This is a genomic window from Campylobacter concisus, assembly GCF_002092855.1.
Taxonomy (GTDB): domain Bacteria; phylum Campylobacterota; class Campylobacteria; order Campylobacterales; family Campylobacteraceae; genus Campylobacter_A; species Campylobacter_A concisus_AI.
Genome location: NZ_LVLC01000030.1, coordinates 229,637 through 242,627, shown reverse-complemented (window position 1 = coordinate 242,627; position 12,991 = coordinate 229,637). Strand labels below are relative to the sequence as shown.

Sequence of the window (12,991 nt, the reverse complement as noted above, 5' to 3'; positions counted from 1 at the left end):
CTTTTACTCCTTACTTTACTAGGTCTGGAAGCTCAGGGTTCCAGTCAAATCTAAAGTCAAGTGAGCTATCCCAGTGGTCTTTTTCCCAGAACCATTTTGAAGGATCGATGCTCATTCTAGGTGGTGTGCTAGATCCTAGATATGGTGGTGGACCAGAAGCTATAAAGGCTTGAACACAGTTTGCAAGTATGATCACGATAAAGACCAAATTTGCAAATTTGCCAAGTGGCAAGTAGCTTAGAAAGTCGCCGTATTCGCCATTTGAGCTTTTTTGCATTATAAGGCCTAAGTTTTTGCTAAACAAAAATATAAGAGCCAAAAATATGATCACACAAAAATCAACAACCATAACCCAAAACTGAGTGTGGGCACCTAAAATTTCAAGGCCAAAACCTTGTTTGATGTCAAGATAGCCACCAAATGTTCCATCTAGGCTGTAGTGGATAAAGCCGTTAAATATGCCCCAGCAAGCCATTAGTAAAAGTGCTGCTAGATAGCCAGGCTTTAGTCCGTACCTGATGATGAAAAGCGCTATTAGGCTGATAGCTATCATCGTGATCCTCTCGGCCCAGCACATTATGCAAGGGTTATCACCTAGTCCAAAGCCAAGCACCAAGCAGGCGATACCAACTGGAAGTGCCACAAGAGCGGTGATGGCTAGTGACATAAGGTTGAAAAAGCCTTGTTCGTTTGCTGGGATTTCATTTTGTTTCGTTTGCATCTTGCCCTCCTAAAAGTTGCCTATTGGCAAGACTACCCATAAATTTACGTAAAACTCTAGTGCAACCAGTATTACGCACCCCAAAGCCAAGCAGGACGTTGCTATTTTTTTCATCTGCGGCTTTATATATAAGATAAGACCACTGATCAGAAATAGCGTCAAAATTAGAAATTCCATTTTGAGCTCCCAATTTGTAAATTTTAAAATCTAAGCATGCTTATCTGAGAAAAATAATATAACTATATTTATTAAATTTAGTTTAAAAAATATATTTTTATAGCTAATTTCTACTTTATAAAATAAAAATTTGTAAATAAAAATAGATTTATACAAAAATATTTTATATAATTAATCTATATTTAATTAAATTAATATTAATTTTTATAGAATTATTTTTATTAATTAGTTTGTAAATTCAAATTGGCTTAAAGAATAGTTATGTAATATTTTTGCATAAGGTAAAAAGGGGCGGTAATGGAAAATATATTTTTGGAATCATATGATGTTTTTAAGGTATGTAAATCCCCAAGCAAATTAAAAATTTATGATAAATTTTTGCAAAATAATAAAAGGTACTCTATAACACGTTGCTACTACGTCATCGTGGTGGATAATACATTTTTAACCTACTCACATCTCATGGTCTATGAGCAGCTACTCTATCTTTTGTACTCACAAAATAAACTAAAAAATGGCGACTTTTCACTTACCCTTAAAAAAGCAGAGCTTGCTAAGAAATTTAAAACAGATATCACAAAAAGTGCCACCGATACGATAAAGTGCTTTTATGAGATGCAGGACGTGAAAATTTCGATCTTTGTTAAAGACAAGATCGAAAAGCAGATGAATATAATCGAATTTATAGATGCAGAGCAAACCGACAAATATGGCGAGCTACAAGATGAGATAAATGTTAGGCTAAATCCAGAATTTGTAAAGCTTTACCGCTGCATCTATCTTGATAAGATCGAGTATTTAAATAGCTTTGATATAGAGCAAGGTAGCTTCATAAGATACTTCATGCAGCACGAGCTAGATGGTGGCGTAAGAAGCTCAGCTATTATCGATAAAATGGGCGTTTTAAACTATCTCTCTTTTGCTTATAAAAAGCGCTTTGAGCAAGAAGTGGCAAATGTTAGCTTTTATTATAAAAATGAAAAATACGAGATAAAAGATGGCTTTGTAGTAGTCACAAATCACGAAAATAGAGTGATGGATAATCAAAATGCCTCTATTGAGCTTTTTGGTCTTATTTACGAGCAGATCACTAAAAACTGCATCAAAAACATCGTACTAAATGACGCAAATTTGCAAAATTATTATGCTAGATTTGGTAAATTTGAGACAAATCAAACAATCTTTAAAATTTTTAGCAACATGGAGCTCATGCTAAATCACTCAATGCAAAAGGAAAATACCAAAATTTCTTTCTTCTCTCACTTTTTTGAAAGCATAGTCTGCAAAAGAGATACGGAGCTTGAAATTTTGATCGAGCTAAATCAAAAAGGCTTTGAATATATCATCTCACGAAGTGCAAATTTGGACTTTTATAACGTGGAGTCGGCTGACTACGGACTTACTTCATATCCAGCTAGCTCTTGTGCTGTGGGTGGAAATTTCTAAATTTAGTTGATTTTATCTTTTAGTTTAGCAATAATTTCGTCAAGCTTGCCGCCATCTTGAGCGTTTTTTAGGCACTCATTTATCTCGGTCATCTTTTTGGTAAATTCGTTTTTTATAATGCCAGCTACAAATTCCTCGCTGTTAGTCTCGTCTAAGATAGGATACATATCTCGCCAGATATCTTTGATCCACCAGCCGCATTTTGATATGCAAGGAAACTCTTTAAGCTCGCCAAGCTTTAGGGCCATCATAACTTCATCAGAGTGCTTGATATCGTCTGTGACAAAGTCTTTATGTATGCTATCAAAGCTCGTAAACATGCGGTAGCCAAGGCTTGATACGTTGTTTTCAGAGCAAATTCTAAACTGAAAAACATTATCTTCATAGTCTAAATTCGATATGCAAATTTGATGTTTTTGGGTGAAATTTGGAAACGAGTCAAACCTCTTGTCATCTATACTAAGCTGCCATTTGGAGCTGTTGTCGTTAGCTAAGAACTCTTCAAAGCTTAGTTTTACAAATTCTTTATGGCTCATCTCATCGGCTGTGAAAAAGTCATAGTTGCTACTGTTTTTTTCTTTAAAATCTTTAAATTTCATATTGTTTCCTATTAAATATCACCTCGAACTTATCCAAAACGATATTTCACTATTCTATGATAATTTATCTTATTGATCTTTAAAATTTTAATCAGATTTTCTAAAACTTATTCTATATTCTTTATCCTTTTTTGAGTGCTATAACGACCTTTGAGTCTATTTTAGTATATTAGAAACCACACGATTTATTAGTTACCTTATAATTAATAAGAGAATTGTTCACTGTGGATAAAAAAGTTAAAATTAATCTTGCTAATATGGATTATAAAACATGTAAGATAGAACTTAGAATTTAGAGATATCACCTGCTTTGAAAAAAATATTCATAGAGCAAGTAGATAAAATTATTTGGAGCAATAAAATCGCGTCCTCTACTACCAATCTTGCAGCTGGCGATCTCGCAAAAGAGTTCGAAGTCTTTGAGGTATCTTTAAAGAGCCCAAGCCTAGATGGTGAGCTATTGCGCCACATAGATAGGCTGGTGCCGTATCATATAGTTTTATCTTAGAGTACCAAGACAGATATAAAGTTTGCATTAGCTACAAAGAGGCCACTATATCTGGAAATATGGCTTTTAAAGTAAATTCTTACTACTATACCGACTGGAAAAACAAGCAAGATTTGCATTTAAAGCTAGAAAGCTTAAATCTTGACACAGCCTATGAAAATTTTATTCGTCAAATAGCTGGCGATAAATTACAAAATTTGATTTTAGGCGAAAGCCTCAAAGAGTCTGTAGCTAGGTTGGAGCAAAAGGAGCTTTTACAAAGACAAATTTTAGCGTTAGAGTCTAAAATTCTCAAAGAAAAGCAGCTGCTCTTAAGAATGATGAAAAAGCGACGGCGATTATACAGCATATTACTTATAATGCGCTAGATGAAAAATACGATACCGCGGTTTTTACGGATCCTACGATAAAAGGTCAGCTTGAAAAAAATGCGGTTAAAATAAAAAAACATCTTTACGATCATGTCGTATATGACTCGACGAATGAGAAGAATTTTGCAATGGAACTAGATGCAAGCAAGGACGTTGCGGTTTATGTTAAGCTTCCAAGTGGCTTTATATAAGCACGCCTGTGGGAAAATATAATCCAGACTGGGCGATTGCATTTTATGAGGGAGATATTAAGCATATTTATTTTGTCGCGGAGACTAAAGGGTCTATGAACTCTATGCAGCTTCGCCAAGTCGAAGAGTCCAAAATCCACTGCGCAAAGGAGCATTTTAAGGCTATAAGCAACGATAGCGTGGTCTATGACGTAGTGGATAGCTATAAATCACTACTGGATAAAGTTATGAGGTAAAAATTTATTGGGAAGTTAGGTCGCAGTATAAAAGAGCCTGTGCAATATTCCAAAAATGGTTATTGTGCTGCTCCTTTTGAGGGAAAATTTAACTGCCATTTGTCAATATTAAGATCTGAGGTGATATTGCTTAAAACCCTACCAATAAAATACTCAGTGTGATAAAAAATAACAGTGGCTGACTTAATCTTACCAGTTTTAGTTCGAATTAAATTTAAATATACAATTATCTTAACCAAACCATCCTTGTAAAATTTTATATATTATAGTATTATACTCCTAAATATTTAAGGATAAAATACTATGTACATCAAACGAGCCATAAGCGACGAAATAAAAGAGTATATGAAAAGCTTTCCTGTGCTTTTGATAAGCGGAGCTAGACAAGTTGGCAAATCAACCCTTGCTTTAAATTTAGATATACCAAATTACGTAACGCTTGACGATATTAATATATATGAATCCGCAAGAAACGATCCAAAAGGCTTTATAGAGCATTGCGAGAAGCCTATCGTGATAGATGAGATACAAAGAGTGCCTATACTGCTTTTAGCAATAAAAGAATTTGTAGATAAGGATAGAACAAATGGGCAGTTTATATTAACTGGCTCTGCAAATTTAAAGGGCTTTAAAGATATATCAGACTCTCTTGCTGGCAGGATAGGCATAGTAGAGCTTTATCCGCTTTCTCAAAAAGAGCTAAGCCATAGTGATGAAAATTTGATAGATATTTTAAGCGGCGATATAAGCCATCTTGTGCTAAAGAAGTATGACAACGACGGCTTATCTGAAAAGATCATAAACGGCGGCTACCCGGAGATCACAAAGATAGACTCAGAGAAATCAAAATATCTCTGGTTTAGCTCATATATAAGAACATATATAGAATCAGATGCCAAAGAGATAGGCAACATCAGAAATATGGATAAATTTATCACTATGTACCGCCTATGTATGCTAAGAAGCGGCAACATCTTTAACAAAAATGAGCTATGCCTAGAGTCTGGGCTTGATAATAAGACGTTTGACAGCTATTTTAGCGTGCTTGAGCATACTTATCAGATCCAAAAGCTTCAGCCGTATTTTAATAACGCTCTAAAAAGACTTATAAAAACTCCTAAAATTTTTGCTACTGACACAGGTGTGCTGGCACACTTACTTCAAATTTCATCAGTACAAGATCTTGCAAATTCTCCTTATAAAGGCGCCATATATGAGACATTTGTATTTGATGAGCTACTAAAGGCAAATACAAATAGCAAAAAAAGAGCAAACATATACTACTACAGAACTAGCGATCAAAAAGAGATAGACTTTATCCTTGAGATATCAGGCAAACTCATAGCCATAGAGGTCAAGTCCTCAAAAACTATCAGTAAAGATGACTTTAAGCATATCTACCATCTAAAAGAAAATTTACAAAGCAAATTTGATAAAGGCATAGTTTTTTATGCTGGAGATACGGCTATGAAGCTAGATGATGATATGTTTGCATTGCCGTTTGGTTTTATGGGATGAGAGAAGGACAAGAAGATACAATGCTAATAATTTGTCTTCTATAACAGCTTACGATAATCTACCTTCCCAAACCATCATACTCTGACTTCACATTTTGCTCTTTGCCCTCTATCTCATTTGATTGTTGTTTTGATTGCTCTACTCCAAAATTCTTATCAAGTCCTTGATCGTATAGCTCTTGCTTTGTTATTTTTAGTGAACCAAATAATATATGATCTTCTGTTAGATATATCTTATCTGTTCTATAACGCTCCTTTAGCTTATTAAAACCTTGCATATCTTGCCAATCTTTCATATATGTTTTTATATTATAAATTAAGCCTTTATAGTTAGTCTTAGCTATATTCGATAGATATTTTTTAAAGTTTTCAGTTCTATTTATAAAAGCTAAATAGTATCTATTTATATCTAGATGATCATCGATACCTTTTACAAAGCCTTTATATTCATTTTGTTTAAGTCCTATCTTTTTAATGAGATCATCATCATAAAATCCAGTTTTTATCTTTCTAGTTGCTTCATAAAATTTATCTCTAATGTAGATATATGGAGTATAGTGTCTATTTTGGTTAAAAGAGTAGGCTGTATTTTCTTCTGGCAAGTATAGGTATCTACTGTTATTATTAAAAAGCATTTGATAATCTTTATATTTTTTAACCATAGTACTCTCGTCAAAGTATTCTATTAACTCTTTTATCGGAATTTTTGATGATATAGCTTGGTAGCTTGTTCTTTTAATATGTGAGTTGGTATCTTTTGTTTCATAACCAAGCTCATATTTTCTTAGATTTTGTAAATCTTCATATATGGCTTTAATATCCATATTATTAATATCTGTTTTTAAGCCAGCATCTTCAATGGCTCTTGTATTATCAAAAGTTTTTCCACTAATGCTTACAAATTCAGATCCTGGCACTGGAGTGTAGTGAAATTTACTAGGATGCAAGCTGGAGTTATTTACTATGTTATATAACCCAAGCTCTCTTGTTATCTCTTTTATGTATTCATCATATTCATTTAAACTTGGAGCTCTTGTTGTGGGTATGATGAGTTTAAATTTCTCTACTTTTGTGTCTGGCGCTTGATAGGTGGTTGGGTATATGAAGCCTTTTATCCCTTTACTTTGTAGTAAATTTTGAGCATCATTTGCAGTAAATTTAGAGTTATCTATATCATATATAAGCGTAGGAGTTATGCTGTCAATACTGCTAGCTTCTTCACTTTTATCTTTAAAACCTGCCACTGATATAGCTGAATAGTTTTTAAGTATTGATTTTAGATTGTATGGCTCTATTTGTATCGTTTTCCAGCTATTTAACACTTGAGCCTTTGGGTCTTTATTTGGCGTGCCAAAGTCACTACTTACACTTAATGTTATCTTTGGCTCATTTTTATTAGCTTGAAGTTCTATAAGCATTTGCTCTAGCTCATTAACTACGTGAAATAACACTCCTTTTCTGCCATTATAGACTATCTTACACATTAGATCAGTTAGATTATAAGTTCCATTAAAACCATCCACTCTTACTTTATATTTGTCATTTACCATTTCAGGTTTTGCGGTGATGTTAAATTTTGCATTGATCATAGGCAAAAATTCTCTTATATCCACTGCGTTAAGTCTCTTTGCCCTATCATAATAGTCTTTTTTGAAACCCTCATCTTCTTCTATCATTCTTAATAGATAATCAGCTGTAGAATTTTTAGCATCGGCTAGTAGTTCTTCAACACTTATATTTTGCTCTTTTATATTGGCTTTTGGCTCGATCACAACATCTGTTTCTATCTTTATTAGCGTATCTTTTTCTTTGCCTTTCTTAACCTTTTGTGCTGCACTTTTAAAGCTTTCATATTGCTTTTCTAGTTGGTCTTCATCCATGCTTAAGGGCTCTATATTATTTAATCCATACTTGTTAGATAAGATGTCATTAACTACTCTTTTAAATTTCTCTGCTGATTTAGCCATAATAGCTTTTACTTGTTGCTTGGCTGCACCTTTTGTATATATTACTCCACCAGTTTTTACACTATGAGTAAATTTCATATTTTCAAAAGAGACTATTAGATGAATATGAGGCTCTCTTTTTAGCGGTTCGCCATTTTTATGTTTTTTATTTAATACTCTGTTTTCTAGCGTCCCTTCTGGACGAGGAATATATGGCTCTTCTTTTATTATAGGCAGATGAGCTTCAGCATAAAAAAGTAGCTCATCTATGTCGTGATTTGGGAAAGTGAGCCTCAAAAAATCTATTATAAGCTCATCTATATTGCCACTTTCATATAGCCTGCTCCACTCCTCTGAAGTAAATGACAAGGATATATGATAGTAGTTATGTTTCTTATTCTTTTTCTTGCTCTGGTACTTTTCAGACATCTCTATAAGATCTAAATTTCCAGCCAGTGGCAATCTATCATCTTTTTCATCTCTAGTTAGCTTTGAATCTCTTTTCTTGCCAGTTTTTAGATAATCAGCTATGCCCTTTTCTCCTTTTGAGATCTTAACTATCATATCTACTCCTTATTAGGCTTAAAATTTCAGTTAGCACTGATTGGATTTTGTACAAATCTTCTTGTGCTCGCAGTATCACTTCTAAAGCTATATTACCACTGGTCTTATAAGCTATATTTAGTTTCTTTGCTATTTGATTAATGTTATTAAAAGGTCTAGCAAAATTTGCAATGATTGCTGGATATAGCTCTTTCTTTTTTATGGATTCAGAATTTACAGTGCCATTATCTATAAGGTAGGAAATGATTTCTGATCTTGACATATCTAACTCTAGGGCTATTTTAGATAGCTTATCGTATTGTTGATAAGTGATCCTTGCGGAGAGCACCTTATCCTTGACATTTTTTGACATATGATATCCTTTCATAAAATGTGATAGCGAGAAGAAGCGTTTTAACGCTTCTTATATCTAGCATTGTAGCCCTCGGCAGAGCAAGATTATACAAAGTATGAAAACGAAGTGTCATACATTGTATGTGTCTTGCTATTAGAAAAATTTGCTTACTACTGAACACTGCTGTCACCATTTGTGTTTAGCCATTTAGTAAAATCTTCGCTAGCTTTTTGGCTATCTTGGTTGTAGATATGGATGATAAAGTCTTTAAGATTAGACACATCATAAAGTGCTTTATCTAGATTGCTTTGTAGTGCAGATTTGGTTTCATTCGTCTTATGACTATCATAAAACAAGTAGCCAAAAAAGAAGATTGCTTCTATAAATACAAAGGCAATTAATGCAGATACTATCTTCTTCATCAAAGAGCTAAAAGATGAGTTAATCTTTGATATAGTTTTATCTGCACTCTTTAGAGTATTTTGAAAGTTGTTTTGAATCTCTTTTGTTGCATTTATAAGTTCAATACCTCCTTGCTCTATAAGTTCTATTTTTTCTTTAAAGCTTTTATCAAAGCTATCTGCAGCTTGATTAAAAAGTTCAATATTATTTCTAATATTTTCACTAGCCTTATTGCTCATTTCGATATGTTCTTGTAGTGCAATTACGGCATTTGCCGCAACTGCTGTATCACTACTCTTGATTGTTAGTGCCATTACTTAGCTCCTCATCGTTGTTTTCGTCTTCTTTAACCTCAGGAATTTGATCTGTATAAGAGGTTTGATGTGTGTCTTTTGCATCATACTCTTTCCTCCATTTGGAAAACTCTTTATTTGATAGCTTTACGCTATAACGATTTTCGATTAGTAACTTGCATTCTTTGAATGTTACCTTTTCTGGAAAAAAGACATCCAAGCATGCTTTTTTAATCTCCTGTTTTGTTTTATTTTTTCTGATAGCCTTTAAATCATTTAAAAGCATTTTTTTATTCGCCATATTTTTCTCCTATAGCTTTTTAAAATTTTATAAAGACAGCAATAGCCATCTCACCAAATAGACATACCTATAGTGTGCCCATTGCTTTAATATAGTAGTTGTTGATAAGGTTTTTATTTAAGTAGTTTAAAAGTAGAGAACGGTTACAATAAAAACGCTAAAATTTATCGTAGAGGTTCTTTTCTAACACTTAAACAGAACCTCTGCTTCTAACTAATTTTGATCATCTTAACCTCCTTTGGTTAAAAATATTTTATTTTTAAAAATTGTGAGCATTATAATCTTTTTTTATAGTCGAGTCAATGAATTTGATAGTAAGTAGAATAAAAAAATGATTTTATGTTTTAAAAAGCACGATATATCAAGGGGTTTTTGCTTATAATTGATTGTATAGCATAAAAATACTTATGAATTACTTAATGCTAGTATTTATATGAGGAATCGAAACAAATATCTTAAAATTACCAAATAAAAATTATTGCATCATCATCAATTGCGCACCAAATACTCTCCAAACAAATTCTCAAATTTTGCCTTTAAATACTCTGACTCTTTTATCTTTATAAATGGTAGCCAGTATTTGACATACGCAGGATCTCGTGATGCTTATGCAGCCTATCTCTATTTTGTGTTTTATCGCTAGGGGTATGAATGTATAATAATCATCAAAAATATTTTTTAGCCAATATTCAATAGCTACAAACGCCATTTCTACTATACATCTATACTTATTTTATTTAAACTATGATAAAAATTTAACCCGGCAAAGTGACAGATTATATTATAGTAGATTATTCGTTAAAAAATTTTACTTGTTTTTTAAAAATTTTACAAAAACGTGTTAAAATTACTGCAAGCTTAAGAATTTGCTACATAAAATTTTATTTTGCTACAAACATTAAGCTATATTTCATGAAAGGTGACTGCAATATAATATTGTAGAAACATCGTAGTTTAGGTATTTATGGTGTCACGGGGGAGACTTGAACTCCCGACCTCCGGCTTATGAGATAAATTTTAAAATATCGCTTAAAGCCCTGCTACATCGCCACTACAAACAACTTTTTCCAATAAGCATTAGTCGAGTGTCCCACTTTTGTTCCACTACAGAAGCATGGTGCATTTAAAAAATCGTAATGGAATTTATTACTACCGAAGTGTCATCACCCCAAAAGCAAGAAAAGTTTTTAATTGTTCAAGAGAGCTAAGTTTCTCCTTGGGGACTTGTTCCATATTAAAAGCCAGAAAATCTGCTAGAATTTATGATAGATATATTTATCTCATAACAAAGGCAGTGGACATGAAATTGAATCAAGGAATTATAGATTCATTAGTTGATAGTTTTATGCAGGCAAAGGTAGACAAGAGCATAAAAGAGCATTCGTTTTATGATAAAAAGATAGATATTGACTTTGCAGATGCACTAAATCGGCACTTCAAAGAAGCCTTAAAAAATGACAGCTTTCCTGAATTGCTCAAGCAAAGCAATGAGGCCTTGATAAATAAAGCCAAAATTTTATCTAATAACTTAGATGAAGCAATAGATCAAGATGATAAAGCCAGTATAGCTCAAACCTTGCTTGAAAAACATATATTGTCACTAAACTATCTTATATCAAAGCTTGATAAGAGTGCAAATCTTGTTTCTAAAAAGCTTAAATTTTTAAACAAACAAGATGAAAACCATAGATTTGAATCAAACAATATAGATAGCTTTCAGGATAATATTGAAACCCTTGATAAGACACATGGACTACCTCTCAATAAAGAAGGTATGAAAAATTTAATTAAAAATTTCTCACATGCCATAATGACAACTGCCAAGCAACAATATGGACTCAACACGCCCATTAAGCTAGTAAAAACTAAAGATGATGAGAGGAGCGTAGAGCAGATACTAACTAGCGATAGTCACATCATAGGCAAACGCATAAAAGTAGGTGATAAAAGCTTTAGTGTAGGTATTTTAAATGATGAAATAAGACAAGAATATGAGATAGTACCATGTTCTCCTAGTCAAAGAAAGGTAGAGAGTAGGGAGATCATCACATTAAAAATAGCATTTGAAAATTTTACAGCTAATACTAGCGTTAGTCAAAAGTGGTCAAGTAGCACTATGGATCTGGTAAATATTGTAGGCAATATATTGTTTAAATTTTTTCATCCGAACAAGGATATCACAACCATATCGCGAGATGATCTACTTAAATTTAGAAATACTTTATCTCTCATACCAACCAAGCTAAATCAAAAAGCCAAATATAAAGACAAAAGCTTAGAGCAGATAATAAGTTTAGGCAAAAACGATCCCAAGCTATCACAAGTAACCATACAAAAATATATGATAAGAGTTATTCAGTTCTTTAAGTATTGCTATAACAGTGACTATATAAGTAAGAGCATCGTAAATGATCTAAATATAAAAGTAGAGATCAATCCAATGGAGCGCAAGGTGCTACCTTACAGCAAAGATGAAGCTAATACTATCTTTAAAATAGTCCAAAATTTTAAAGAAACTAACACAACACCGAGTAAACGCATAAGTGCAAATGATCTATACTATATAACCATGATAGCAGCATATAGTGGCATGAGGATAAATGAGATAGTTCAGCTAAGAGCACGTGACATTGTGCAGCACAATAATGTGCTTTGCTTTAGCATAAATAGAGATGATGGCAAGAGTACCAAAAACATAAATTCCATAAGGCTTGTACCAGTGCATAGTAAGTTAATAGAGCTTGGTCTAATGGAGTTTGTAAAACAAAGAGCTAGTACAAACAAAAGCATCTTTAAAGTAAGCAATAAAGACTTTTCTGAAATTTTTAGATCCCAAATACAACGAAAACTAATAAGTAGCGATAAGCAAAAGACTTTTTACTCTTTTAGGCACTATTTTATAGATACGCTTGTCCAACAAGAAGTAGAGCCAAATATCATAGCTCAAATAGTAGGACATGAGAAACAGTATAAAATTTTATTAGGAACCTATGCCACAAATATAAATGCCAGTGTTTTAAAATCAAAAGTTGAAATGGTAAGTTACTAATATATCTAATAATAATTTTATTACGTAACTTTACTTCATCACTATACATGTTTTACATAGTTTTACTTAGGTATACGTGTTTTACTTCACTATACCTTACTATACTTAACCTAACTTCACTTAACTATACTTCACGTGACTTTACTATACGTAAAATACGTATACTTACTTTACTATACGTAATTTACATTACTATACTTAAGTATACCTATTTTACATAGTTTTACTTTAGTATACGTGTTTTACCTTACCGTACTTCACTATACGTGTTTTACGTGGTTTTACCTTATGTAACATTGCGTAAAATTATGCTACCATACACTTTAATTATCTAGA

At 32.7% G+C, this 12,991-nt stretch carries 10 protein-coding genes and 2 pseudogenes; 5 read left to right on the top strand and 7 right to left on the bottom strand.

Translation table 11 applies throughout. The annotated features are described in order from the left end of the window. Positions 1-10: 10 nt before the first annotated feature. Positions 11-721 carry a disulfide bond formation protein B gene (locus tag A3223_RS08935; RefSeq protein ID WP_084110001.1) on the bottom strand — a complete coding sequence of 237 codons (711 nt, stop codon included), beginning with the start codon at positions 719-721 and terminating at the stop codon, positions 11-13. Between the two features lie 9 nt (positions 722-730). Beyond that, a complete protein-coding gene (locus tag A3223_RS09680) occupies positions 731-898 on the bottom strand; it encodes a hypothetical protein (RefSeq protein WP_169748866.1) in 168 nt (55 codons plus the stop codon). Positions 899-1,195: 297 nt separating this feature from the next. On the opposite strand from A3223_RS09680, the gene A3223_RS08930 reads away from it, so the two are divergent. Beyond that, the gene (locus A3223_RS08930) at positions 1,196-2,344 is read left to right on the top strand and encodes a hypothetical protein (protein ID WP_084110000.1); all 1,149 of its coding nucleotides are present in this window, start codon (positions 1,196-1,198) and stop codon (positions 2,342-2,344) included. Between the two features lie 2 nt (positions 2,345-2,346). On the opposite strand, the gene A3223_RS08925 is transcribed toward A3223_RS08930, so the two are convergent. Next, positions 2,347-2,943: an effector protein gene (locus tag A3223_RS08925; protein WP_084109999.1), complete on the bottom strand. Its 597-nt coding sequence runs from the start codon at positions 2,941-2,943 to the stop codon at positions 2,347-2,349. 310 nt (positions 2,944-3,253) lie between these two features. Between A3223_RS08925 and A3223_RS08915 the strand changes: the two are divergent. From A3223_RS08915 to A3223_RS08900, 3 genes and pseudogenes are all read left to right on the top strand, one after another. After that, a pseudogene (locus A3223_RS08915) lies at positions 3,254-3,819 on the top strand (DUF4391 domain-containing protein). 131 nt (positions 3,820-3,950) lie between these two features. Beyond that, positions 3,951-4,249 (top strand): annotated as a pseudogene (locus tag A3223_RS08910) (restriction endonuclease). A 303-nt stretch (positions 4,250-4,552) separates the two neighbouring features. Continuing rightward, entirely contained in the window at positions 4,553-5,767 is a 1,215-nt protein-coding gene (locus tag A3223_RS08900; RefSeq protein ID WP_084109994.1) for an ATP-binding protein, read from the top strand. Positions 5,768-5,825: 58 nt separating this feature from the next. Here A3223_RS08900 and A3223_RS08895 read toward each other — a convergent pair whose 3' ends face one another. The 4 genes from A3223_RS08895 to A3223_RS08880 form a co-directional block, all read right to left on the bottom strand. Next, positions 5,826-8,276, bottom strand: coding sequence for an aminotransferase (locus A3223_RS08895; RefSeq protein WP_084109993.1), 2,451 nt, complete (start codon positions 8,274-8,276; stop codon positions 5,826-5,828). Then, positions 8,266-8,628, bottom strand: a complete 363-nt coding sequence (mobC, locus tag A3223_RS08890; RefSeq protein WP_084109992.1) for a plasmid mobilization relaxosome protein MobC — start codon at positions 8,626-8,628, stop codon at positions 8,266-8,268. Before mobC ends, A3223_RS08895 begins: the two co-directional genes overlap by 11 nt. Before the next feature lie 152 nt (positions 8,629-8,780). Continuing rightward, positions 8,781-9,326: a hypothetical protein gene (locus A3223_RS08885; protein WP_084109991.1), complete on the bottom strand. Its 546-nt coding sequence runs from the start codon at positions 9,324-9,326 to the stop codon at positions 8,781-8,783. Beyond that, positions 9,304-9,606, bottom strand: coding sequence for a hypothetical protein (locus A3223_RS08880; RefSeq protein WP_084109990.1), 303 nt, complete (start codon positions 9,604-9,606; stop codon positions 9,304-9,306). Before A3223_RS08880 ends, A3223_RS08885 begins: the two co-directional genes overlap by 23 nt. Positions 9,607-10,906: 1,300 nt before the next feature. On the opposite strand from A3223_RS08880, the gene A3223_RS08875 reads away from it, so the two are divergent. Continuing rightward, positions 10,907-12,655 carry a site-specific integrase gene (locus A3223_RS08875; protein WP_084109989.1) on the top strand — a complete coding sequence of 583 codons (1,749 nt, stop codon included), beginning with the start codon at positions 10,907-10,909 and terminating at the stop codon, positions 12,653-12,655. Positions 12,656-12,991 lie beyond the last annotated feature (336 nt).